The 25,051-nt window shown below is 65.6% G+C and carries 21 protein-coding genes; 12 read left to right on the top strand and 9 right to left on the bottom strand.

What is annotated here, in order from left to right:
- From kdpB to BVH03_RS11295, 6 genes are all read left to right on the top strand, one after another.
- Positions 1-1,394: potassium-transporting ATPase subunit KdpB (kdpB, locus tag BVH03_RS11270; protein ID WP_075961243.1), on the top strand; the 1,394-nt coding region annotated here is incomplete at its 5' end.
- 10 nt (positions 1,395-1,404) lie between these two features.
- Positions 1,405-1,995: a potassium-transporting ATPase subunit KdpC gene (gene kdpC / locus BVH03_RS11275; RefSeq protein WP_075961284.1), complete on the top strand. Its 591-nt coding sequence runs from the start codon at positions 1,405-1,407 to the stop codon at positions 1,993-1,995.
- On the top strand, positions 1,992-4,637 hold the full coding sequence (locus tag BVH03_RS11280) for a sensor histidine kinase KdpD (RefSeq protein WP_075961244.1): 2,646 nt from the start codon (positions 1,992-1,994) through the stop codon (positions 4,635-4,637). The genes kdpC and BVH03_RS11280 overlap by 4 nt, the downstream gene beginning before the upstream one ends.
- Positions 4,630-5,325 carry a response regulator transcription factor gene (locus BVH03_RS11285; RefSeq protein ID WP_075961245.1) on the top strand — a complete coding sequence of 232 codons (696 nt, stop codon included), beginning with the start codon at positions 4,630-4,632 and terminating at the stop codon, positions 5,323-5,325. The genes BVH03_RS11280 and BVH03_RS11285 overlap by 8 nt, the downstream gene beginning before the upstream one ends.
- Positions 5,326-5,934 (top strand): recombinase family protein, encoded by a 609-nt coding sequence (locus tag BVH03_RS11290; protein ID WP_083640041.1) that lies wholly within the window; start codon positions 5,326-5,328, stop codon positions 5,932-5,934.
- A 79-nt stretch (positions 5,935-6,013) separates the two neighbouring features.
- Positions 6,014-6,667, top strand: a complete 654-nt coding sequence (locus BVH03_RS11295) for a TetR/AcrR family transcriptional regulator (protein WP_075961246.1) — start codon at positions 6,014-6,016, stop codon at positions 6,665-6,667.
- 15 nt (positions 6,668-6,682) lie between these two features.
- On the opposite strand, the gene BVH03_RS11300 is transcribed toward BVH03_RS11295, so the two are convergent.
- The 4 genes from BVH03_RS11300 to BVH03_RS11315 form a co-directional block, all read right to left on the bottom strand.
- Positions 6,683-10,228, bottom strand: a complete 3,546-nt coding sequence (locus BVH03_RS11300; protein WP_075961247.1) for a molybdopterin cofactor-binding domain-containing protein — start codon at positions 10,226-10,228, stop codon at positions 6,683-6,685.
- A complete protein-coding gene (locus BVH03_RS11305; RefSeq protein WP_075961248.1) occupies positions 10,219-10,713 on the bottom strand; it encodes a (2Fe-2S)-binding protein in 495 nt (164 codons plus the stop codon). Before BVH03_RS11305 ends, BVH03_RS11300 begins: the two co-directional genes overlap by 10 nt.
- Positions 10,714-11,484: 771 nt before the next feature.
- A complete protein-coding gene (locus BVH03_RS11310) occupies positions 11,485-11,934 on the bottom strand; it encodes a MarR family winged helix-turn-helix transcriptional regulator (RefSeq protein ID WP_075961249.1) in 450 nt (149 codons plus the stop codon).
- A 116-nt stretch (positions 11,935-12,050) separates the two neighbouring features.
- On the bottom strand, positions 12,051-13,103 hold the full coding sequence (locus tag BVH03_RS11315) for a 2,5-dihydroxypyridine 5,6-dioxygenase (protein WP_075961250.1): 1,053 nt from the start codon (positions 13,101-13,103) through the stop codon (positions 12,051-12,053).
- Between the two features lie 318 nt (positions 13,104-13,421).
- Here BVH03_RS11315 and BVH03_RS11320 point away from each other — a divergent pair, with 318 nt between their 5' ends.
- From BVH03_RS11320 to BVH03_RS11345, 6 genes are all read left to right on the top strand, one after another.
- Entirely contained in the window at positions 13,422-14,570 is a 1,149-nt protein-coding gene (locus BVH03_RS11320; RefSeq protein WP_075961251.1) for an FAD-dependent monooxygenase, read from the top strand.
- Positions 14,567-15,388: an alpha/beta fold hydrolase gene (locus tag BVH03_RS11325; protein ID WP_075961252.1), complete on the top strand. Its 822-nt coding sequence runs from the start codon at positions 14,567-14,569 to the stop codon at positions 15,386-15,388. The genes BVH03_RS11320 and BVH03_RS11325 overlap by 4 nt, the downstream gene beginning before the upstream one ends.
- Positions 15,385-16,137: an Asp/Glu racemase gene (locus BVH03_RS11330; RefSeq protein ID WP_075961253.1), complete on the top strand. Its 753-nt coding sequence runs from the start codon at positions 15,385-15,387 to the stop codon at positions 16,135-16,137. The genes BVH03_RS11325 and BVH03_RS11330 overlap by 4 nt, the downstream gene beginning before the upstream one ends.
- A gap of 9 nt (positions 16,138-16,146) precedes the next feature.
- The gene (locus BVH03_RS11335; protein WP_075961254.1) at positions 16,147-16,785 is read left to right on the top strand and encodes an N-carbamoylsarcosine amidohydrolase; all 639 of its coding nucleotides are present in this window, start codon (positions 16,147-16,149) and stop codon (positions 16,783-16,785) included.
- 173 nt (positions 16,786-16,958) lie between these two features.
- Positions 16,959-18,275, top strand: coding sequence for an MFS transporter (locus BVH03_RS11340; protein ID WP_051415061.1), 1,317 nt, complete (start codon positions 16,959-16,961; stop codon positions 18,273-18,275).
- Between the two features lie 127 nt (positions 18,276-18,402).
- Positions 18,403-19,668 (top strand): OprD family porin, encoded by a 1,266-nt coding sequence (locus BVH03_RS11345; protein WP_075961255.1) that lies wholly within the window; start codon positions 18,403-18,405, stop codon positions 19,666-19,668.
- Positions 19,669-19,845: 177 nt separating this feature from the next.
- Here BVH03_RS11345 and nhaA read toward each other — a convergent pair whose 3' ends face one another.
- The 5 genes from nhaA to BVH03_RS11370 form a co-directional block, all read right to left on the bottom strand.
- The gene (nhaA, locus tag BVH03_RS11350; RefSeq protein WP_075961256.1) at positions 19,846-21,111 is read right to left on the bottom strand and encodes a Na+/H+ antiporter NhaA; all 1,266 of its coding nucleotides are present in this window, start codon (positions 21,109-21,111) and stop codon (positions 19,846-19,848) included.
- Between the two features lie 530 nt (positions 21,112-21,641).
- Positions 21,642-22,112, bottom strand: a complete 471-nt coding sequence (locus BVH03_RS11355) for an arsenate reductase ArsC (protein WP_075961257.1) — start codon at positions 22,110-22,112, stop codon at positions 21,642-21,644.
- Positions 22,113-22,126: 14 nt separating this feature from the next.
- On the bottom strand, positions 22,127-23,407 hold the full coding sequence (locus tag BVH03_RS11360; RefSeq protein WP_075961258.1) for an arsenic transporter: 1,281 nt from the start codon (positions 23,405-23,407) through the stop codon (positions 22,127-22,129).
- 19 nt (positions 23,408-23,426) lie between these two features.
- Complete coding sequence (locus tag BVH03_RS11365) at positions 23,427-23,771, bottom strand: metalloregulator ArsR/SmtB family transcription factor (RefSeq protein ID WP_256574681.1); 345 nt, start codon at positions 23,769-23,771, stop codon at positions 23,427-23,429.
- Positions 23,772-24,052: 281 nt separating this feature from the next.
- The gene (locus tag BVH03_RS11370) at positions 24,053-24,487 is read right to left on the bottom strand and encodes a GNAT family N-acetyltransferase (RefSeq protein ID WP_075961260.1); all 435 of its coding nucleotides are present in this window, start codon (positions 24,485-24,487) and stop codon (positions 24,053-24,055) included.
- Positions 24,488-25,051: the final 564 nt, after the last annotated feature.

A 25,051-nucleotide genomic window follows, 5' to 3' on the forward strand; every position in this document is an offset into this window, starting at 1 on the left:
ACGAGATCGCGCTGGACATCCTGCTCATCGGCATGACGCTGATCTTCCTGCTGGTGGTGGCGACCCTGCAGCCATTCGCCCGCTACGCCGGCGGCGACCTGCCGCTGGTGTACCTCGCCGCCCTGTTGGTGACGCTGATTCCCACCACCATCGGCGGCCTGCTGTCGGCCATCGGCATCGCCGGGATGGATCGCCTGGTGCGCCTCAACGTGATCGCCAAGTCCGGTCGTGCGGTGGAAGCGGCGGGGGACGTGCACACCCTGCTGCTCGACAAGACCGGCACCATCACCTTCGGCAACCGCCGCTGCAGCGCATTGTTCAAGGCGCCGGGCGTCACCACGCCGGAGCTTGCCCACGCTGCGCTGCTGGCATCGCTCGCCGACGACACCCCGGAAGGCAAGTCGATCGTCGAGTACCTGCGCGCCCTGCAGCCCATCGACGAGCCGCGTCGCGAGAGCCTGGACGTGGTGCCCTTCAGCGCGGAAACCCGCCTCTCCGGCGTCAACTGGCAGGGCGTGCAGTACCGCAAGGGCGCCGTGGATTCGGTGCTGAACTGGCTCGGCCTGACGCGAGGCGAGATGCCCGAGGTGCTGGCGCGGGAAGTCCAGCAGATCGCGCAAAGCGGCGGCACCCCGCTGCTGGTCGCAACCGATGGCTGCCTGCTCGGCGCCATTCACCTGAAGGACGTGATCAAGCCCGGCATCCGCGAGCGTTTCTCGGAGCTGCGCCGCATGGGCATCCGCACCGTGATGGTCACCGGGGACAACCCGCTGACCGCTGCGGCGATCGCGGCCGAGGCCGGCGTCGATGACGTCATCGCCGAGGCCACGCCGGAGAAGAAGCTGCAGCGCATTCGCAGCGAACAGGCCGACGGCAAGCTGGTGGCTATGTGTGGCGACGGCGCCAACGACGCTCCCGCCCTGGCCCAGGCCGACGTGGGCTTGGCGATGAACGACGGCACCCAGGCCGCCCGCGAAGCCGCCAACCTGGTGGACCTGGATTCGGACCCGACCAAGCTGCTCGACGTGGTGCAGGTCGGCAAGGAACTGCTGGTCACCCGTGGCGCGCTGACCACCTTCTCGATCGCCAACGACGTCGCCAAGTACTTCGCGATCCTGCCGGCGCTGTTCGCCGGTATCTACCCGCAGCTCGGTGCGCTGAACCTGATGCAGCTGCACAGCCCGCAGAGCGCGATTCTCTCGGCCATCGTGTTCAACGCGCTGATCATCGTCGCGCTCATTCCCCTGGCCCTGCGTGGTGTGCGCGTGCAGGCCGCCGATGCGTCGAGCCTGCTGCGCCGCAACCTGCTGATCTACGGCCTCGGCGGCATCGTCGCGCCGTTCGTTGGCATCAAGTTGATCGACCTGGCGATGGTCGCCCTGGGATTGGTGTGAGGACATGAACATGAACGCTATCGAGCAACCCGGCAACTGGCTCGCTCACCTGCGCCCGGCCATCGCCACCCTGGCGCTGATGACGCTGATCACCGGCGCGGCCTACCCGCTGTTCGTCACCGTGGTGGCGCAGAGCGTCTTCCCGGCGCAAGCCAATGGCAGCCTGATGCAAGACCCGAGCGGTGCCGTGCGCGGCAGCTGGCTGATCGCGCAGAAGTTCGCGGGCGACCAGTGGTTTCACTCGCGCCCCTCCGCCGGCGACTTCGCCACGGTCGCCAGCTCGGCGAGCAACCTGTCGTTCTCCAACCCGGCGCTGGCCGAGCGGGTTTCCCAGGATGCCGCTGCTCTGGGCGCCAGCGTGCAGGCGCCGGCGCCCCTGGCCCTGGTGACCACCTCGGGCAGCGGGCTCGACCCGGACCTGCCGGTGGCCGCCGTGCTCTACCAGCTACCCCGTGTGGCGGCGGCGCGGGGCATCGACCCGCAGGCCCTGCGCGAGCGGGTGCAAGCCCTGGAGCAGCGCCCGGCCATCGGCCCGGCGGTGGTCAACGTCCTGGCCCTCAACGCATCGCTCGCTGACCTGGCAGGGGATCGGGCACGATGAACAGCACCCAGCGAGCAGACGCCCTGCTGGCTGACCTGCCACGGGATGACCGTGGCAGGCTGAAGATCTTTCTGGGCGCCGCGCCGGGGGTCGGCAAGACCTACGCGATGCTGCAGGCCGCGCGCCGCCAGCAGGAGCTGGGCGTCGACGTGCGCTGCGGGATCGTCGAGACCCACGGGCGCAGCGAAACCGCGGCGCTGACGGTTGGCTTGCGACAGCAGGAGCCGCGCGCCGTGCCCTACCGTGGCATGACCCTGGCCGAACTCGACCTCGACGCGCTGCTGGCCGCCCGGCCCGCCCTGGCCCTGGTCGACGAGCTGGCCCACAGCAACGCCCCGGGCAGCCGCCACACCAAGCGCTGGCAGGATGTGCAGGAACTCCTGGCGGCGGGCATCGACGTCTACTCGACCATCAACGTGCAGCACCTGGAAAGCCTCAACGATCAGGTGCATGGCATCACCGGCATCCGGGTTCGCGAAACCGTGCCGGACTGGGTTATCCAGGAGGCCGACGAAATCCTGCTCATCGACCTGCCGCCGCGTGACCTGCTCGAGCGCCTGCGCGAGGGCAAGGTCTACGTGCCGGAGCAGGCACGGGCGGCCATCGATGCATATTTCAGCCAGACCAACCTCACCGCGCTGCGCGAGCTGGCGATGCAGACCGCCGCCGCCCGGGTGGATGCCGATCTCGACCGCCGCGCGCTGCAGCACGGCGAAGCCCTGCCGGCGGTGCGTGGCCGGCTGTTGGTGGGTATCCAGGGCGACGAGTGCGCCCAGGCGCTGGTGCGCCACGCCAGCCGCCTGGCGCAGCGGCGTCAGTTGCCCTGGACGGTGGTCCACGTCGATGCTGGCAGACCTGTCGATGACCGCTGGCGCCAGCGTCTACAGGCGGCCTGCCAACTGGCCGAGCGCCTCGGCGGCGAAGTGGTCACGCTGCGCGGCGAGCCGGCCAGAAGCCTGATCGAACATGCCCATGACCGACGCGCCAGCTCGATCCTGATCGCCCGCGGCGAACCCCGCGCGTTCTGGCGCAGAAACCTGGCCGCGCGGCTGCTCGCCCTTGGCGCCGGGTTGGAAATCAGCGTGCTCGACATCGCCTCGAAGACCCGCGACGAACACCGGCACACGCCGCCGCAGTTGGCCTGGAAAGCCTATGCACTGGCCGCCCTGGTCAGCGTCGCGGCGACCCTCGTGGCCATGGGGCTGACGCACTTTCTGGAGCTGCCGAACGTCGCCCTGGTGTTTCTCTCCGCCGTGCTGGTGGTGGCGGTGCGCAGCAGCATCGGTCCGGCGCTGACCTGCGCGGTGCTGTCGTTCGTCGCCTACAACTGGTTCTTCATCGAGCCCCTGTATTCGCTGACGATCGACCGCCATCAGGACGTACTGTCGCTGTTCTTCTTCCTGTTCATGGCCGCGCTCACCGGCAACCTGGCCTCGCACCAGCGCCGCCAGCTGCAGAGCCTGCGCGAAACCCAGGGCTCGACCGTGGCGCTGCTGGAGCTGTCGCGCAGCCTGGCCAAGGCGACGGATCGCCAGGCGGTGATCAACGCGGCGGTCACGCACCTGCAAGGGCGCCTGGCCATGGATTTCCTGATCATCGGCCGCGGTGAGCACCAGCAGTGGCTCACCGAAGCCGGCGTGCAGGCCGAGCTGGGCGAGCGCGACGAGGCGGCCGCCGACTGGGCCTGGCGCCATATGGAGCCCGCCGGCCTGGGCACCGATACCCTGCCGGATTGCGCCTGGTGGTGGTTTCCGCTGACCGACGAAGACGGCCCGCTCGCCGTGCTTGGCGCTCGCCCGCGCGGGGCCGGCGCCATCACGGCCGCGCAGCGCCGCGCGCTGACTGCACTCACCCAGCCCATCGCCCAGTCGCTGGCGCGTACACGCCTGGCCGAGAACCTCGAAGCGGCTCGCCTGCACGGCGAAACCGAACAACTGCGCAGCGCCTTGCTGGCCTCGGTCTCCCACGACCTGCGCACGCCGCTGACCGCCATGCGCGGCTCGATCGACAGCCTGCTCAGCCTCGGCAGCGTGATCCCGCCCGCCGAGCGCATCGAGCTGCTGGAAGGTACCCGCGACGAGGCCGAGCGGCTGGACCGCTACATCCAGAACCTGCTCGACATGACCCGCCTGGGGCACGGCGGCATGAAGCTCTCCCGGGACTGGGTGGCGCCCGGCGATATCGTCAGCAGTGCCGTCAATCGTCTGCGCCACGTGCTGAGCGACCTGCAACTCAGCGTCCAGGTGCCGCCCGAACTGCCGCTGCTGCACGTGCATGCGGCGCTCATCGAGCAGGCGCTGGTCAATGTGCTGGAAAACGCCGCGCGCTTTTCGCCTGAGGGCGGTCGGGTGACGGTCAGCGTTGCCCATGACGAGCGCGAGCTGGTGTTTCGCGTGACCGACCAGGGGCCGGGCATTCCGGCGGCCGAGCGCGAGCAGATCTTCGACATGTTCTACACCGCGGCGCGCGGCGACCGGGGCGGCAAGGGCACCGGGCTGGGCCTGGCCATCTGCCGGGGCATGCTCGGCGCCCACGGTGGCCGTGTCGAGGTGGCGGACGGCGATGATCGGCGCGGCACGGCCCTGTCGCTGCACCTGCCGCTAGCCCGCCATGCCGAGATGGCGGGAGGCGCCGATGAATGAGTCGCCGCGCATCCTGGTGATCGACGACGAGAAGCAGATCCGCAAGCTGCTGCGCATCAGCCTCGCCACCCAGTCGTTCACCGTGCTGGAAGTCGCCACGGGCGCCAAGGGCCTGACGCTGGCGGCGATCCAGTCGCCGCACCTGATCATTCTCGACCTGGGCCTGCCGGACATGGACGGCAGCGAGGTGCTGCGCGAGCTGCGCGCCTGGTCGGCGGTGCCGGTGCTGGTGCTGTCGGTGCGCAACAGCCAGGAGGAGAAGGTGCGCCTGCTGGACCTGGGTGCCAACGACTACGTCACCAAGCCCTTCGGCATCCAGGAGTTCATGGCCCGCGCGCGGGCGCTGCTGCGCGCCTCGTCGGACGAACTGGTGCTGCAGCCGGCCATCCGCTCGGGGCAGCTCTACGTCGACCTGTCCCAGCGCCTGGTCACCCTGCGCGGCGTGGCGATCAGCCTGAGCAGGAAGGAGTACGGCGTGCTGGAGATTCTCGCCCGCAATCACGGCCGCATCGTCACCGCCGAACAGTTGATTCGCCTGGTCTGGGGCCCCAGCCACCTGGGCGACAGCCGCAGCCTGCGCACGGTGGTCGGCCGGCTGCGCCAGAAGTTCGGGGACGACCCGGGCGCCGCACGGGTCATCCAGACCATCGTGGGCGTCGGTTACCGCTTGATCGATGAGGAACACTGAGTGCCGCACACACCCACCAACGGCTCGCTGAAAGCAGCCGGGCGCATCATCGGCTATGCCCGCCCCAGCCGCGACGAGACCGACGCGCAGGCGCAGATCCTGGCGCTGCAAGCGGCTGGTTGTCGCCAGCTGTACGTGGAACAGGGCCAGGACGTCTGGCGCAGCCGACCGGAGCTGGCGCGCCTGCTCGGCGATATCCAGGCGGGCGACACGCTGATGGTCACCCGGCTCGATCGCCTGGCGCGCAGCACCCGCGACCTGCTGGAGATCGCCGAGCACATTCACTTCGCCAGCGCCCGACTGGCCAGCCTCGCCGAGCCTTGGGTCAACGGCAATGCAGCGGGCCAGCCGGTACTGGCGGTGTTCGCCGGCATCGTCGCCTTCGAGCGCTCGCTGATCGTCGAACGCACCAGCCTCGGCCGCGAAGCCGCCAAGGCGCGGGGCGTGCAATTCGGCGCCAAGCCGTGCCTGTCCGACGAGCAGATCACGCTGGCCAACCAGATGATCGGGCAGGGCAGCTCGGTCAGCGAAGCCGCCAGCAAGCTCGGCGTGCACCGCTCGACGCTGTACCGGGCGTTGGGGCGGGTGAAGCAGCCGGCGCGGGACTGAGGCTTTTGCCGGGCCGGCAATTGGTATCGCGTGGCCGATACTCCATACTTCGCCCTCGTTCCAGTGAGTGGAGTTCATCATGCAAAAGCCCGCGGCCGGTGCCCGCGCTGCCCAGGCCGACCGCACGCGCACGGCCATTCTCAAGGCCGCGGTCAAGGTGTTCAGTCGCCAGGGCTATGCCGGTGCGCGAACCGAGCAGATCGCCAGCCAAGCGCAGTGCAACGAGCGGATGATCTATTACTACTTCGGCAGCAAGGACGAACTGTTCGTCAGCGTGCTGGAGCATATCTACGCCCAGTTCAACCGCGCCGAGGCGCGCCAGCGCTTCGATCTGGCGCAGCCCCGGCAGGCGATCCGCGATCTGGTCGCCTTCACCTGGAGTTACTACCTCAAGCACCCCGAGTTCATCACCATCCTGGGTACGGAAAACCTGTTGCAGGGCGTGCATGCGCGCAAGTCGAGCAACCTGCGGGCGCTATCCGGCACGGCGGTGGGGATGCTCGAACCGATCGTCAGGGCGGGGCAGGAACAGGGACTGTTTCGTGAGGACATCGACATCCGCCACGTGTATCTGATGATCGCCTCGCTCTGCTACTTCTATAACTCGAACCTGCACACCCTGAGCTGCTTTCTCGACGACGCGCTGGCCTCGCCGAGCGAAAAGCACAACTGGCTGGGCTTCATTTCCGACCTGGTGCTGCGCGGGCTGGCGCGAGGGGGCGAGGGCGCCTAGGCTGCGCCCGCTTCGTCAGTGGCTGCCCGGGTTGGCGCGCACATGGGCGATCCTCTCCGGCAGGTTCTTCCAGGCCGGTTTCTCGCCGGCGAAACGCTGGCGCAGGTAGCCTGCCAGGTCCGCCACCTGGCGGTCGCTGAGGCTGTCCTTGAAGGCCGGCATGTAGCCCAGATCAGGCGTTGCCGGTTTGTCGATGCCATGCAGGATGACCTGAAGCAGGTTGTCCGCAACGGCGCTATGCACGTTCGTGTTGACCGCCATCGATGGGCTGACGCCGAACAGCTGGGGCCCGTTGCCGTCGCTGTGACACGCCTGGCAGGCCCCTTCGAAGATGCGCTGGCCACGACTCAGCGAAAACGTGTCGACGCCGGCGGCAGCCACATTCGTGGTAGCTGGGGCCGTGCCGGCATCCAGTGACACCAGGTAGTGAGCGATGGCGTCCACATCGCTTTTGGGCAGCATTGCCAGCTCGCTGACCACCGGCCCCATGGGCCCGGCGGCCACACCGTGTCGGCTGGAGAAACCGCTGCTCAGGTACTCGCTCAGCTCGGCCTCGGTCCAGGGCACGCCGTTGCTGCTCAGGGCATTCAGGGCCGGCGCCTCCCAGCCGTCGACCACGCCGCCGGCCAGGAAGGCTTTGCCGGTTTTCTCCGCCCCCAGCAGGTTGCGCGGCGAGTGGCAGGCAGCGCAGTGGCCCAGGCCGTTGACCAGGTAGGCGCCGCGGTTCCACTGCTCGGTACGGCGGGTGTTGGCCTGGTATTCGCCGCGGCCGAGAAACAGCGTATTCCAGCCGGCCATTAGCGGGCGGATGTTGAACGGGAAGCTCATCTGATTGGCGGGAGCTGCCTGCTTCACTGGCGCCTGCGACATCAGGTAGGCATAGAGCGCCTGCATGTCGGTGTCGCTGATGGTGCGAAAGGCCGTGTAGGGGAACGCCGGGTAGAGATGACGACCGTCGCGGCTGATACCCTCGCGCATCGCTCGTTCGAAGGCGCCGAACGACCAGGTGCCGATACCGGTTTCCCGGTCCGGGGTGATGTTGGTGCTGTACAGCGTGCCGAACGGCGTATCCATCGCCAGGCCGCCGGCATTGGTGGCGCCATCTGCTGCCGTGTGGCAAACGGCGCAATCTCCAGCCGCTGCCAGCAAGCGGCCACGCTCCAGCGTCGCGGCGGACCAGGTGCCTGACGCCGCGGGCGCCACCGGGGCGATTTCGGCGCGCCAGGGCATGGCGGTGGCGAGCAGCCCCAGTGCAGTGCCGACCACGCCAGCCAGGCCGCCCAGCCACCATTTGCTGCGCTTCTTGCCGGTTGCCGAGGTGGGTGCGTCTTCATCCGGTGAGTGGCCATTGAGAGCCGCTCTTACCCGTTCGGCGGTGATCGGCAGTTCGCGAAAGCGCAGGCCGGTGGCGTCATAGATCGCGTTGGCGATGGCCGCGGCGCTGGGCACCGAGGCCGACTCGCCGCTGCCCATGGGTGGCTCGCTCTGGCGCGGCATCATCATCACGTCGATGGCCGGCACCTCCGGGAAGGTGAGGATCGGGTAGGTGCCCCATTCGCTGCTGGCGACCCTGGACTCCTCGAACTGCACCTGCTCCTTGAGCACCCGGCTGGTGGATTGCACCACGTTGCCGTGGATCTGATGGCGCACCCCGTCGGGGTTGATCATCATGCCGGCGTCGTGGCCGATCACCACGCGGGTCACCGCCACCTCGCCGGTGCGCTTGTCCACCGCCACGTCGGCGACCCAGGCCGCCCAGGCCGCGCCGAATCCGGGAAACTTGCTGTGGATGTAGCGTGCGTAGGCGAAGCCGCGACCGCGCAACACGTCACCCTCGGGCGGGGTCTGCTGCGGCTGGGTGTGGGGTTGCCAGTCGGCGCGCTTGGCGGTGGCCTCGATCAGCTCGCGGGCTCTGGGGTCTTCCAGGTGCTGCAAGCGGTACTCAACGGGGTCGACGCCAGCGGCGAAAGCCAGCTCGTCGATATACGACTCATGGGCGAAGCTGTTGGGCAGCGCCGAGACGCCGCGCATCCACGAGGCACGCACCAGCGGCGCCATGTCGTTGATGGTCACGCGCATGTGCTCGTAGTCGTAGGGCGGTATCGAGGTGCGGTCGCCCATTTCGAACATCATCGGCAGCGGTTCGACCCGGCCGGTCAGCAGCAGGGCCAGGGTGGGCGCGCCGTTGGACGGGTAGCCGGTCTGGAAATCATAGGCGCTGATGCTGCCATCGGCGTTCAGGCCGCCATCCACTTCCATCAGTTGCGCGGTGCCCTTGGGCTCCCACACGTGTTCCTGTTCGCGGGTCAGCTGCACGCGCACCGGTTTGCCCACGGCGCGCGACAGCAGCAGGGCATCGGCGCAGACGTCGTCGGCACAGTTGCGGCCATAGCAGCCCGAGGCCTCCATGCGGATGATCTCGATACGGCGCTCGTCGCACTCCAGTAGCCAGGCCAGATCGGCGCGCAGCAGGTGCGGGTTCTGCGTGCCGGACCAGACCCGCGAATGTTGCTCGCCGTAATCGGCCAGGGCGCAGGAAGGACCGATCGACGCGTGCAACTGGTAGGGCCACAGGTAGGTGCGGGTGAGGCGTTGGTCGGCATCCTTCAGGGCCTGCTCGACGTCGCCCTTGTCCAGCACGGTTCGGGCGATGCGCGGGTTGTCGCGAATGGCCTGGGCGACATCTCGCAGGTCGGGCAATTGCTGCTGCCAGGGTTTCCACTCGATGCGCAGTTGCTGGGCGGCACGGATGGCTTGCTCCTCGCGCTCGGCGACTACGCCGACGAAGTCGCGGATCACCACCACGGCAACGATGCCGGGAAGCTCGGCGATGGAGCTTTCATCCACTGCGAGCAAGCTGTTGCCGACGAAGTCGCCACTGTCGTAACCGGCGTAGGGCGGGCGGATGACGCGACCGTGGAGCATGCCGGGCAGGCGCATGTCATGCACGTAGGTGAGCTCGCCGGTGGCCTTGGCCGGGATATCCACCCGCGCCGCGCCCTGGCCGACCAGGCGGTATTCGCTGGCGGGTTTGAGCGGTGCGTCGCCGCTGATTTGCAGGCGAACATGCCCGCCCGTGATCAGCTCACCGAAAGCCAGCTGGCGGCCATCGGGATGGCTGAACATGCCGTCCTCGAGGGTCAGCTGTTCGCCTGGCGTCTGCCAGCGCTCGCTAGCCAGTTGCAGCAGGTGGCGACGGGCTTCGGCAGCGGCGTTGCGCAAGGGTATGGCGCTGATCTGGATGGTCGCGCTGGCGATGGTGGCGCCCTGGTTGGGCGCGCGCTCGGTATCGCCGAGCACCATTTCGACCTGGTCCAGCTGCAGGTAAAGCTCTTCGGCGACGATCTGCGCCAGGGAGGTGCGAATCCCCGTTCCCAGATCCACGTGCCCGTTGAAGGCATACACCTTGCCGGCCCCGGTGATGGCCAGGAACAGACCCAGCTCCTTGGGCTTGAGTGTGGCGCTCTGGCCCTTGGGCATGGGCCCGGAGGGTGGCTGGATGGTGTCGACGACCAGCAATACGTCGGGATGGGCCAGCCATTGCTCGAGGGTCAGCTGCATGGGGTGTCTCCGTGCGGGGCGGCCGGGCGGCCAGCGGCGCGCAGGGCAGCGCGCATGATTTCGACGTGGGTGCCGCAGCGGCACAGGTTGGCCGACAGCTCGCGGCGCAGTTGTTCGTCGCTGGGGTTGGGATCGCGCAGCAGCAGGGCCTTGATGGTCATGATCATGCCGTTGAGGCAGTAGCCGCATTGCGCTGCCTGTTCGGTGATGAAGGCTTGCTGCACCGGATCAGGGCATTGCCGACTGCCGAGGCCTTCCAGCGTGGTCACGCTGCGGCCTATGGCGCCGCCGACGGGAAATACGCAGGAGCGGGTGGCGCGGCCATCGACGATTACCGTGCAGGCGCCACATTCGCCAAGGCCACAGCCGTATTTGGGGCCATTGAGGGCCAGGTCGTTGCGCAGGATGTAGAGCAGCGGAGTCTGCGGCTCAGCGTCGAGCTGTACCGTCTGTCCGTTCACCTGCAGGGTCAGGGTCTTTTCCATGGTCCGCCTTTTCTGGCCGATTTCCAGCGTTACCGCAGTACCCAGGAAATAGGCGTTTTATTCGTTAAGTGCTTACTTCATGAAATATGCTTTCGAGTACGCAAGGAATGGGCCAGGGCGGGTGGTTCGGTAAATCAGGGGAGGTGGAAACTATCTGCTGGTAGTTGTCTGGGGAGATTGGTGTGCAGTCGCGGCAGGGTAGGTAGGCGGTGGCCTGGCTCGCTTTTGTGGGAGCGCGCCATGCGCGCAAAAATCGCTGGCCTGGCGCGCTCCCACAGGTACTGCGCGATGGCTGCTCCCGCCACTTAGTCCGTAGAGCGTACTCGCGGAGCAGTACGCCTTTAGAGGCGTTGGGCGCGGGGCTAACCGGCCATGGACTGGCGGACTGTTCGCTGGCGCTCCTGAGTCCGCCCTACGGGCTGGGGAGATTGGTGTGCAGTCGCGGCAGAGTAGGTAGGCTGTGGCCTGGCGCGCTCCCACAGGTACTGCGTGATGGCTGCTCCCGCCACTTAGTCCGTAGGGCGTACTCGCGGAGCAGTACGCCTTTAGAGGCGTTGGGCGCGGGGGCTAACTGGCCATGGACTGGCGGACTGTTCGCTGGCGCTCCTGAGTCCGCCCTACGGGCTAGGGGCGGCCGGCGGTCCGGTTCGCCCTACGGGCTGAAAGGTGGCGCGAATTGTCGGCTGATGGGCTTTCGTGGGAGTGCACCATGCGCACGAATCGCGGGCATGGACTGGGCGTCCACGCCCGCTGCCACTGGCGACATGCAGCCTACTCGCCGCTGTCGTTCATCTTGCGCAGCAGGTAGAGAATGGCGATACGTTCGCCCGGGTTGAGGCTGCCCATGGTCAGCTCGCTGATCTGCTGGGCGCAGGGGATCATGTCGGCGAGCAATGCGCTGCCAGCGGCGGTGAGCTCGACGATGACCTTGCGCTTGTCGCTGGGGTCCGGCGACAGGGCGACCAGGTCGCGGGCCTTGAGGCGATCGACGATGCCGCGGATGGTGGCCTGGTCGACCGCCGTGGCCTTGATCAGCTCGGCTTGAGAGCTGGGGCCATGGTCGCGCAGGGCGCACAGGGTGACGAACTGGATGGAGGTGAGTTGGGCGTCGCAGGCGTTCTGCTGGAAGATCGCGGTATGGCGCTGGTAAGCCTTGCGCAGCAAGTGGCCGATCTGTTCGGTGACCTGGTAGGTGTTGGCGGACGAATCGTCGATCGACATGGGAAAACTTCGCTGACAGGCGCTGGGCGCCGAGTATAACCGCGCAAGCCGGCGAGGTGTTCGCTGTGCCGGCTTGCGGGCGTTGGGGCGGTGGTTGACGCTGCGCTGCGGCGTTGTCAGTCGGCCTTGGATTCCGGCGGGTAGACCACGTCGCCGGCCAGCACCACGGCCCTGTCATCGAGATGGATATCGCAGCCGCGCAGCGGGATGTCCAGGTGGCACGGCGTCTTGCGGGTGCCGCCGACCTCGGTGTTCGGCCCGGTGGAGAACAGGAAGTTGCCGTAGAAGGCGCGGGCGTCCATGCACATGCCGTCGTTACGGTCGTGCAGGCCCATGGCGGTCCACTGGGCGCGCGGTTGCAGGCCCCAGCCGATGTGGGAAATGCCATAGACCTCGGGGTCCTTGAAGTACTTCAGGTAGTCGCGCAGGTACTCGGCCTCGAAGCCGCCGTGGATACCGGTGATGAAGCCCTTGTCGATCTCCAGGGTGATGCGCTCGCGGCAGTAGTTCTTGAACGGCAGCACGATGTCACCGACATCCAGCACCAGGGTGCCCTGGGCGGTTTCTTCGTTGGGCCAGCTGAACAGAAAGCCGCTGGGCCAGTGATCCCAGCGGCCCGGCTCGTCGGCGAAGCCGTATTCGGTCACCGCCGGGTACTGCCCCAGTTCGGCGTGGAAGTCGCTGCCCGCCGCGGAACGCACGTGAATGCGGCGCGCCTGCTTGAGTAGCGCTTCGCTGGCCAGCACGCGGCGCTTGTCGTTTTCGCTGGGCAGCATGCGTGCCAGCACTTCGGGCGGCTCCACGGCCAGCAGAATGCGGGTGCCGGTATTGAGGATCTGCTCCTGCTCGGGCGAGTGCAGCAGCATCATGGTGTCGACGACCAGGTCGGCGGCCTCCAGCGCACGTTGCGCCGCCAGGTTGCCGGTCAGGGCGGTGTCGCCGCAGTAGGCCGTCATGTCGTTACCCATGGCCCGCGGATGGTTGAAGGACGGCAGTTCAACGGCATACACCTTGGCTTTCAGGCGCTGCGCGGCGTCCATCGCCGCGCGCACGGTGCGCGGGTTCGAATAATGGCTCTTGAGAATGGCCACGCTTTGGGTCTCGTCGACCCGCGAGAGGGTCAGCACCTGTTCGAACATCTGGGTCAGTTCACTATCGCTTACCGGCATGGCAGGTCTCCTGGTCGCTCTGCTTTGGCTGTGCACCACGGTGAGTCGTGCTGCTGGGTGTTGGTGCGTTTTTATAGAGTGTTCACTCTATCGGTTTAAATAAAACCTCATGCAAAGCCGATTGGCAATCTTTCTGTTTTGGCGTTACCAATCTACACAAATGCCGTTTTATGTGGCTTATAAGCGTTTTTAGATCTTTTCAAGAATCCTCGGATATTTTTCGAGAAAGCCTCTTCACTTTCTAAAAATATAGTGCATACACTGTAATTGTCTTGCGGGCATCGTCCCGCTTCGTAGCCAAGAAGAGGAGAGATGCCCATGGGCGCTCAGCAGAAAATCGCCATCGTCGGTGCCGGCCTCGGCGGGGCCGCCGCCGCCACCTTGCTGCAGCAGGCTGGCTTCGAGGTGACCGTTTACGAGCAGTCGCCGGAGTTCTCGCGTCTGGGGGCCGGTATCCATGTCGGCCCGAACGTGATGAAGATCTTTCGGCGCATGGGGCTGGAGCAGCCGCTGGAGCAGATGGGCTCGCACCCGGACTTCTGGCACAGCCGCGATGGCGTCAGCGGTGACTACCTGTCGCGCATCCCCCTGGGTGAGTTCGCGCGCCGCGAGTACGGTGCGGCCTACGTCACCGTACACCGCGGCGACATGCACGACCTGCAGATCAACAGCATCGCGCCGGGCACGCTGCAGTTCGGCAAGAAGCTGGAGACCATCGTCGACGAGGGCGATCAGGTCCGCCTGACCTTCACCGACGGCAGCCAGGCCACGGCCGACATCGTGATCGGCGCCGACGGCATTCACTCGAAGATCCGCGAAGAGCTCTTGGGCGCCGAAGCACCGATCTACAGCGGCTGGGTCGCGCACCGGGCGCTGATTCGTGGCGAGAATCTGGTACGCCATGCCGACGTGTTCGAGCCCTGCGTGAAGTGGTGGACCGACGACCGCCACATGATGGTCTATCACACCACCGCCAAGCGTGATGAGTACTACTTCGTCACCGGTGTGCCCCACGAAGCCTGGGATTTTCAGGGCAACTACGTGGACAGCAGCCAGGAAGAAATGCTGGCGGCGTTCGAGGGTTATCACCCCACGGTGCAGAAGTTGATCCGCTCCACCGAGGACATCACCAAATGGCCGCTGCGTAACCGCAATCCACTGCCACTGTGGAGCCGTGGCCGGCTGGTACTGCTGGGCGACGCCTGCCACCCGATGAAGCCGCACATGGCCCAGGGCGCCGGCATGGCCATCGAAGATGCCGCCATGCTCACCCGCTGCCTGCAGGAAACCGGGCTGACCGACTACCGCACCGCGTTCGAACTCTACGAGGCCAACCGCAAGGAGCGTGCGTCGCGCGTGCAGGCGGTGTCCAACGCCAACACCTTCCTGCGCACCCAGGAAGACCCGGCCTGGGTCTACGGTTATGACGTCTATGCCCAGCCGCTGAAGAGCGGGGTAGCGGCATGAGCACGCTGATCGGCGGCGGTAACGTACAGGCCAACGGCATCCGCCAGCACTACCTGCGCTATGGCGGCAAGGGACCTGTGCTGTTGCTGGTGCCGGGCATCACCAGCCCGGCGATCACCTGGGGCTTCGTCGGCGAAGTGCTGGGCCGCCAGTTCGACACCTACATCCTCGATGTGCGCGGCCGTGGTCTGTCCTCCAGCGGGCCGCAGCTGGCCTATGACACCGACACCTGCGCCGCGGACATCATCGCCTTCGCGGCTGCCCTGGGCTTCGAGCGCTACAGCCTGCTCGGCCACTCGATGGGCGCGCGCTTCGCCATTCGCGCCGCATCGATGGGCGCCGACGGCCTGGAGCGCCTGGTGCTGATCGACCCGCCCGTGTCCGGGCCAGGGCGCCGCGACTATCCGAGCAAGCTGCCCTGGTACGTCGACTCCATTCGCCAGGCAGAGCAGGGCATGGACGGCGAGGCGATGAAAGCCTTCTGCCCGAGCTGGACGCCCGAGCAACTGCAGCTGCGCGCCGAATGGCTGCACACCTGCTACGAGCCGGCCATCGTGCAGGCCTTCGAAGAGTTTCACAGCGTGGATATCCATCAGCACCTGCCCGCCGTGCAGCAGCCAGCGCTGCTGATGGTGGCCGGCCGTGGTGGGGTGATCGAGGCGGCCGACGAGGCCGAGCTGCGCGAACTCAAGCCGGACCTGCAGATCGCGCGGGTCAGTGATGCCGGCCACATGATTCCCTGGGACGACCCGGGTGGGTTCTTCGCCGCCTTCGGCGATTTCCTCGGGCAACCCATTCACCACGAGGTGCTGCCATGAACAGGCTCTATCGCATCGGCCAGATCGTGCCGAGCTCCAACACCACCATGGAAACCGAAATTCCGGCGATGCTCACCGCTCGCCAGGCCATCCGCCCGGAACGCTTCACCTTTCATTCGGCGCGCATGCGCATGAAGCAGGTGAAGAAGGAAGAGCTGGCAGCCATGGATGCCGAGTCCGATCGCTGCGCGCTGGAGCTGTCCGACGCCAAGGTCGACGTGCTCGGCTATGCCTGCCTGGTGGCGATCATGGCCATGGGTTTGGGCTACCATCGCCAGTCCGAAAAACGCCTGCGCCAGGTGACCGCCGACAACGACGCCAACTCGCCGGTGATCACCAGTGCCGGTGCCCTGGTCGAGGCGCTCAAGGTGATGAAGGCCAAGCGCATCGCCATCGTCGCGCCTTACATGAAGCCGCTCACCGAGCTGGTGGTCGACTACATCCGTGAGGAAGGTTTCGAGGTGGTCGACTGGCGGGCCCTGGAGATCCCCGACAACCTGCAGGTCGCGCGCCACGACCCGGCCAACCTGCCGGACATCGTTGCCGGCATGAACCTGAAAGGCGTGGATGTGGTGGTGCTGTCGGCGTGCGTGCAGATGCAGTCGCTGCCGGCGGTGGCCAAGGTCGAGGCGCTGACCGGCAAGCCGGTGGTCACGGCGGCCATCGCCACCACCTACTGCATGCTCAAGGCGCTGGACCTGGAGCCGATCGTACCGGGCGCCGGCGCGCTGTTGTCAGGCGCCTACTGAGGAGAAACCATGAGCGCGCAGAGCCTTAGCGACAACTATCAGGGCGTCTGGGGGCAGCGTATCGGCTTCGGTGCGCGACCGGCCCTGTTGATGATCGACTTCATGCAGGGCTACACCACGCCCGGCGCGCCGCTGTATGCGCCGGGCGTGGTCAGCGCCGTGGAGCAGTCGGTGGCGTTGCTGGATGCGGCGCGCCGGCTGGGCGTCCTGCTGGTGCACAGCAACATCCGCTACCACGCCGCCGATTGTGCCGACGGTGGCATGTGGGTGCGCAAGGCGCCGGTGATGAAGGATATGGTCGACGGCAACCCGCTGGCCGAGTTCTGCGCAGCGGTGGCACCGCTGCCGGGGGAGCAGGTGGTGACCAAGCAGTACGCCAGTGTGTTCTTCGCTACCAGCCTGGCTGCACAGTTGCATGCCCAGGGTGTCGATACCCTGATCCTGGCGGGCTGTTCGACCAGTGGCTGCATTCGGGCGAGCGCCGTGGACGGCGTGCAGCATGGCTTTCGCACCATCGTCGTGCGCGAGTGCGTCGGCGATCGCCACCAGGCGCCCCACGAGGCCAACCTGTTCGACATCGACAGCAAGTACGGCGATGTCGTCAGCCTGGAGGAGACGCTCGGCTATCTGCAGCGGCTCGCCCGCTGATTCACCATAAGGAGCTGGCGGTACGCTGCCTGTTCCATTGATCGCCCCACCGAGGGCGGTCGCCATGCATGCATGGCACTGACGCTGCCTTGGGAAGTCGCCGTTGCGACGCTCAACGCGTCGACGACTGCTGGCTTCAACAAAAATCACAAGTCACCGCCAGGAGACACGCAATGCCTTACGTACCCGCTACCAGCACCGCCATGGGCAGTGCTGCCGACAGCTCGAACGAGCTGTACCGCAAAGTGACCTGGAAGCTCATTCCGTTTCTGTGCTTCTGCTACCTCGCCGCCTATCTGGACCGCATCAACGTCGGCTTCGCCAAGCTGCAGATGCTCAGCGACCTGCAATTCAGCGAGGCGGCCTATGGCCTCGGCGCCGGATTGTTCTTCGTCGGCTACATCCTCTTCGAGGTGCCCAGCAATCTGGTGCTGGAGAAGGTCGGCGCCAAGGTGTGGATCGCCCGCATCATGATCACCTGGGGCCTGCTGTCGGCCTGCACCATGTTCGTCACCACCACCACCGAGTTCTACATCATCCGTTTCCTGCTCGGCGCGGCGGAGGCCGGCTTCCTGCCGGGCGTGCTGTATTACCTGACCACCTGGTACCCAACCTACCGACGCGGGCGCATCATCGCCTTGTTCATGATCGGCCTGCCGCTTTCCAGCGTGATCGGCGGGCCGATTTCCGGCTGGATCATGAACCACTTCGACCAGGTCAACGGCCTGCGTGGCTGGCAGTGGCTGTTCCTGCTCGAGGCGATTCCCAGCGTGCTGCTCGGCATCCTCACCTTCTGGGCATTGCCCAATCACTTCAACCAGGCGAAGTGGCTCAGTGCCGAGGAAAAGGCGCAACTGGCCAGCGACCTGGCGGCCGATGATGCGGAAGGCAAGGACAGCAAGCACAGCTTTCGCGACGGCTTCTTCAACCTCAAGGTGTGGATGCTCGGCGGCATCGATTTTTCCATCCTGCTCAGCGCTTACGCCATGGGCTTCTGGATGCCGACCTTCATCCGCAATACCGGGGTGACCGACACCTTTCACATCGGCTTGCTGACCGCCATCCCCAGCCTGGCGGCGCTGGCCGGCATGCTGCTGATCGGCGCCAGCTCGGACCGGCATCGCGAAAGGCGCTGGCACATCATCGTGCCCTTCATCGTCGGCGCCGCCGCCATGGCCAGCAGCACGCTGTTCAGCCATAACTTGGTGATGACCGTGACGCTGTTCGCCATCGCCTCGGCAGCCATCATCGGCGCCGTGCCGGTGTTCTTCAGCCTGCCGGCGACCTTCCTCAAGGGCACGGCAGCGGCGACCGGCTTCGCCCTGGCCTGCTCGGTGGCCAACATCGCCGGCCTGGTGAGCAACTCGCTGATGGGCCTGGTTACCGACCTGACCGGCACCAGCCACGCGGCGCTGTGGTTCTTCGCCGGCTGCCTGATCCTCAGCTGCCTGCTGGTGATCGCCCTGCCAGCCAAGCTGGTCAACCGCTAGCCGGAAACTCCTCCTGGCGCTGCCAGGGCGTGAATCCTCACGCTCTGGCCTTTACACCTTTCATTCATTCGTTCGCCACGTTCATTGCTGGCGGGGCGCATTCGTGCCCGTGTTTTGGGGAATCGACATGATCTATCTGCGTCGTGTGTTCGGTAGCTGCCTGGCAGCTGGTTTGAGTTTTTCTGCCCAGGCCGAGGAGGGCGGCTTCATCGAGGGCTCTCACGCCGACCTGCAACTGCGTAATTACTTCTTCAGCCGCGACTACTCCGGCATCGTGGGCAGCAACCCGCAGTCCCGTACCCAGGAGTGGGCGCAAGGCTTCATCTTCGATTTTCGCTCCGGCTACACCCAGGGGCCGCTGGGTTTCGGGGTGGATGTGCTGGGCCTGTACGGCATCAAGCTCGACAGCGGCCGCGGCCATACCAGCAGCGGGCTGTTGCCGGTGCACGATGGCCGCGCGGCCGACGAATACGGGCGCCTGGGTGCGGCGTTCAAGGTCAAACTGTCAGAGACCGAGCTGAAGGTCGGCGAGTTGCGGCCCCATCTGCCGGTGCTGGTGCACAGCGATTTGCGCCTGTTGCCGCCGACCTATCAGGGCGCCGCCCTGGTTTCCAATGAAATTCAGGGGCTGACCCTGCAGGCCGGGCAGATGCGCTCCACCAGCCTGCGCGACTCCACCGATCGCCAGGACCTGTACGGGCTGATCAACGATCCCATCAATCCGGCGCGCATCGCCCGCTTCACCAGCGACCGGTTCAACTACCTGGGCGCCGATTACGTCTTCAATGACAAGCGCACCAGCGTCGGCATCTGGCAGGCCCAGCTGGAGGACATTTATGCCCAGCGCTTCTACAGCTTCAAGCATGTCGAGCCCCTCGGCGACTGGATTCTGGGGGCGAATTTCGGCTACTTCGACACCCGCGACGAGGGGCGCAGCATCGCCGGCAAACTGGACAACCAGTCGACCTATGCGCTGCTGTCGGCCAAGCATGGCGGGCATACCTTCTACATCGGGCATCAGCGTATCGACGGCGACGACGGTTTCATCCAGGTGGGCGCCAATACCAACCCTATGGGCAACACCTTGCCCACCTACGAATTCTCCGCGCCCGGCGAGCGTTCCTGGCAGGTTCGCCACGACTACGACTTCGCCGCACTCGGCATCCCCGGCCTGACCAGCACCCTGCGCTATGTGACGGGTGACAGCGTGGACACTGGCCGCGGCTTCGAAGGCAAGGACTGGGAGCGCGACCTGGATCTGGCCTACGTGGTGCAAAGCGGAATGTTCAGGGGCGTGGGCCTGCGTTGGCGCAACGTCACCGCGCGCTCCAACTACCGTACCGACATCGACGAGAACCGGCTGATCGTCAGCTATACGCTGAGCCTCTTCTAGCCGGCCACTTCTGCCGGGGCAACCTGGCGGAAGGCGTTCCCAGGAGGCCAAGTTCAGCGCCATGCCGAGGTCGTTGGCCAACTGCTCGTGGCTCGAAGTGTTCGGGGGCTCGTCGCTGCGAGCATCGCCTGACAGCCATGGGCGTCTTGGCCAAGACGCCCATGGTAATGGCTCGCTTCAGAAGCGGGCGATGTCTCCGTCCTGCGCAACCTCGCGTTCTTGCGCCCGTTCTTCCTGGTGCTGATCCCGCGCTTCCGGTGCGAAGCGCAGAATCAGGCACGCGACGATGGCCGAAAGCAGTGAGCCGAGCAGGATGCCGATCTTCGATTCTTCGACAGACGCCGGGTGGTCCGGAAAGGCCAGGCCGCTGATGAACAGGCTCATGGTGAAGCCGATGCCGCACAGCATCGACACCGCGTAGATCTGCAGCCAGGTGCAGCCCCGCGGTTTCGCCGCCAGCCCGGATTTCACCGCCAGCAGTACGCCGCCGAAAACCCCGAGCTGCTTGCCGAGGAACAGGCCGGCGGCGATGCCCAGCGGCAACGGCGCCAGTACATCCGTCAGCGACAGGCCGGCGAAGGAAACCCCCGCGTTGGCGAAGCCGAAGGCCGGCACGATGAGAAAGCCCACCCAGGGTGCGATCCCGTGTTCCAGGCGGTGCAAGGGCGAGTGGGCCGCATCCGGCTCGCCCGGCGAGGGGATGTAGGGGATGAGAAATGCGCCCACGACCCCGGCGATGGTGGCATGTACGCCAGAGAGCAACGTGAGGTACCACAGCAGCGCCACGCCGATCAGGTAGGGCCAGAGCACCATCACGCGCTTGCGGTTGAGCACCAGCAACACGCCGATCACCAGTGCGGCGGCCAGCAACGCGACGACGTTGATCGACGAGGTGTAGAAGATCGCGATGATGGCCACGGCGCCCATGTCGTCGATGATCGCCACCGACACCAGCATCAGCTTGAGCGACAGCGGCGCATGCCGGCCCAGCAAGGCCAGCGCGCCCACGGCGAAGGCGATATCGGTGGCAGCCGGAATGGCCCAGCCGTTGGCCAGCAGCGGATCACCACGGGTCACTGCCAGGTAGATAAGCGCCGGCACCGCCATGCCCATCAACGCGGGCAGGGCTGGCAAGCGTCGTTGCTCCCAGGACGACAGCCGGCCATCGACCAGCTCACGCTTGATTTCCAGGCCCACCAGCAGAAAGAAGATCGCCATCAGGCCATCGTTGATCCACAGGTGCAGGGTCATGGGGCCCAGCTTTTCGCTGAGCGTCGGGCTGGTTTCGGCGTGCAGCAGATGGAAGTAGGTGCCCGCCAGTGGGCTGTTGGCCACCAATATGGCCGCAGCGGCGGCGAGCATCAGCAGTACGCCACCGGCTGCCTCACTGGCCAGAAAGCGCTGGAGCGCCGATGGCCTTTGGGTTGATGACGATTGGGTCATGCAGGGTTCTCCTTTGACGAGCGAAAGCGGGCGCTGCGTGGCACTGGACAGGCGGCTTGGGCTGAACGACGGACGCAGCGAAGCGCCGGGCGGCAGGAGTGCGGCCAGGTGCGGGAAGTGATGGAAATCAGGTTGGCAGGATGTGCCCGGTGAGGCTTCTGGGAAGCGGGGCGTTGCCATGTAAAAAGGGACTGCTGCATGTATTCGGAGCCTTACGGAAAACGACTGATCGTTCTCCGTATTCGGGGGGTAGCCCCCGGGCGCACGCAGCACACGCCAAGCGGTAAATGTTACGTGGCTGCGCCAGGTGCATCAACCAGCGCTTGTATCCATCTTTTTCAGCTTTCGAATTTGCGCCGCTCGATCATTGGCGTGGGCCTCGTGGCGCAAGCGAGCTCGCTCATCACGGGTGGAGCCGTAAAGCGGGAGGATTTCTGGTCTGTCTGGGTGATCGTCACTGCCGCGATGCAATGGCCCGGCCCATTGCGGGTTCAGGCTGGGAGGGTCGGCAAGCGTGGCGGCTGCGTTTTTCAAAGTTTGCCGATACGGTCGATTTCGTTCTGCAACTCGTCGCGACCCAGCGCATCGAACGGCAGATCGAGAAAAGCGCGGCAGCGTTTCTCTATCCGAGCCAGCGTGGCCGCGAAAGCCTCGCTGACGACGCCTTCATCACCCACCACGTCGGACGGATCCTCCAGGCCACAGTGCGCCTTCAGTGCCGTTCCGAAATAGACCGGGCAAGCCTCGCCGCTGGCCTTGTCACAGACGGTGATGACGATATCCGGTGGGTTCGCCTCGAAGGCATCGCACCCCTTGCTGCTCAGTCCTTCGATGCGGATGCCTGCGCGTGCGAGGGTAGTGAGGCTGCGCGGCAGAACCTTTCCCTTTGGAAAGCTGCCTGCACTGACCGCCGTGAAGCCCGACGGCGCGAGATGATTGAACATCGCTTCCGAAAGGATGCTTCGGCAGCTGTTGGCCGTACACATGAAGAGTACCCGCATGCTTGCTTCCGTCTTCATAGGCTCAGGCGTAGCGCCAGCGCCGAAAGGGTGATGAACAGAACCGGAAAGGTCAGCAGGGCACCGACCTTGAAGTAGTACCCCCAGGTGATGCGGATACCTTTGCGCTGCAGGACATGGAGCCAGAGCAGGGTGGCCAGGCTTCCGATCGGGGTTATCTTGGGCCCCAGGTCACAACCGATCACATTGGCGTAGATCATTGCCTCGCGCACGACGCCACTGCTGTCGCTGGCACCGATGGTGAGCGCGCCGATGAGCACGCTGGGCATGTTGTTCATGACCGATGACAGCAATGCCGACATGAGCCCGGTGCCCAGCGCCGCCGCCCAGAGGCCGTGATCGGCCAGGCGGTCGAGGAGGCTCGTCAGGTAGCCCGTCAGGCCTGCATTGCTCAGGCCGTAGACCACCAGATACATGCCCAGGGAAAACACCACGATCTGCCAGGGCGCTTCGCGCAGAACGCGGCGCGTCGAGATGACGTGCCCGCGTGCCGCGACGGCGAAAAGGATGGCCGCGCAGAGGGCGGCCACGGCACTGACCGGTACGCCCATGGGCTCCAGAACGAACAAACCCGTGAGCAGCAGGCCCAGCACCCACCAGCCGAATATGAAGGTGGCTTTGTCGCGGATGGCATCGCCTGGAGCGCTCAGGGTTGTCGGCGAGAAGGTAACGGGAATGTCGGCACGGAAGTAGAGAAACAGCACCAGCAATGTCGCCGCCACGCTGGCCAGGGTGACGGGCACCATGATCGCTGCATACTCGGAGAAACCCAGCTGGAAGAAGTCGGCCGAGACGATGTTGACCAGGTTCGAGACCACGAGCGGCAAGCTGGCGGTATCGGCGATGAAGCCAGCCGCCATGACGAATGCCAAGGTAGCGCCTGCCGAAAACCGCAGCGCTACCAGCAGGGAAATGACGATCGTGAGGATCAGTGCAGCGCCGTCATTGGCGAACAAGGCCGATACCGCAGCGCCCAGCAGCACGATGAACGCGAACAGACGCCTGCCCCTGCCATCGGCCCAGCGGGCCACGTGCAACGCAGCCCACTCGAAGAAACCCGCTTCGTCCAGCAGAAGGCTGATGATGATTATTGCGATGAAGGTCGCGGTGGCATTCCACACCACTGCCCATACGGTGGGAATGTCCTGAAAGGAAACGGCGCCCGCCGCAAGCGCCAGAATGGCGCCCAGGCTCGCGCTCCAGCCTACACCCAACCCCTTCGGCTGCCAGATGACGAGCACCAGCGTTACGACAAATACCCCGGCGGCAATCAGCATGTCGGGCTCCTCCGGACGGTCAGCAGCATGTGGCGGCGCGCGTGGGGCGGCCGACCATTTCGTTCAGGCGGGCGGTACTTTCATCCAGCCAGCTGGCATTACCGGCCGCCGTAGCGGCGAGCACCCGGCCGATCCATTGCGGCAGGTCGGGATTGAGCCGGTAATACACCCATTGGCCTTGGCGCCGATCCAGCAGCAAACTCGCTTTGCGAAGCTGCGCCAGGTGACGGCTGATCTTCGACTGGTTGTCGTCGAGGGCGCATACCAATTCGCATACGCACAGCTCGCCGTGCTCGGCGATCAACAAGGTGGCCCTGGCCCGGGTGTCATCGGCAAGGCATTTGAAGAGTTCGGAAGGTGTCATCGGTGAAGTCATGATATGTGTAGATGCGTATATGCGGATAGTCACATATATGGCCCTATCCAGCTAGCGTCTGGTGAGGGCTTCGATGGGCAGTTTTCGAGGGCCGGCTGCAAACCATCCTGTCTTTCCTCAAGGCACCACAGATGCTCATCCGTACACCGCAAGGGACCTACCTGCTTGCCGAGGGTGGCCGAGGGTGGCCGAGATCGAATCCTGGAAATAACGCCTCCCGTCAGTGACGGAGGTCATCCTTAAGGCGGTGCGTCTGCCACAGCGCTCGCTCAGGCGTTCCGGTTCCCCGAGCGGATGAACGAGTATCGGTCGATATCGGTTCGCAGTTGCCAGCCCTGCCGTTGCCAGTAGCGGGCCGCTGCCTCGTTGGTCTTGAGAACGTCCAGATGGCATTTCTGTATGCCCAGTGCTTCGAGGCGAGCGAGGCCGCGCTCCACCAGCCCATTGGCGATGCCCTGGCGCCGATACTGCGGGAGTACCAGCAGGTGCTGCAGATACCCGCGGCGTCCGTCGTGGCCGCACATCACGCAACCGCACAAGGCGCCGTCGATCTGCGCCACGAAGCTCATCTCGGGGTTGCGTTCCAGGTACCGCGAAGTCGCTTCACGCGAATCGGCGTCGCGCAGGGAGATGCCTGGGGTCATGCGCATCAGTTCGATGACGGCGTCGTAATCGTCCAGGGTCATTACACGAATGCTGAACATTGGCACCTCGCTGTATGGGGCCTGACCGGTCAGGCGTACTCGAATCGCCTGTTCAGGCCGCTTACTGTCCGTCGCTCGGTATCGTCACATTGATGCTTCACGGTTGCCTTTCTGAGACACTGAAACCGACCATACTGAGACGAGAAGGTCGCGCCACAACACCTCTTTCCCACCTTCAATTTGAACGAGACTGCGGACCACGCTCCGTAGCCGTCGGGAGATCCATTTGCTTACCGTACCGATGGATCTGATGGCCGATGACTGCCTCGCTCATGTGCTCGATGCCAGTGAGCGCCTGGCCAGGGCCACCTCGGTCGACGAGGTCGTCGCCATATTGCGGGACACCGCGCGTGCCAGCGTTGGCGCGGAGGGTGTGGCGATCATCGTCGAAAGCCAGGGCGCTGCTCCTACGTGGCAGAGGATGCCGCCGCTCCGCTTTGGCAAGGCCAGAGTTTCCCATCCGAGCAATGTATTTCCGGTTGGTCGATGCACAATCAGCAGACCGCCACGATCCGCGACGTTCGGCTCGACCCACGCATTCCCCAGCAAGCCTACGCGACCACC

The organism is Pseudomonas sp. PA15(2017) (assembly GCF_001945395.1).
GTDB lineage: Bacteria > Pseudomonadota > Gammaproteobacteria > Pseudomonadales > Pseudomonadaceae > Aquipseudomonas.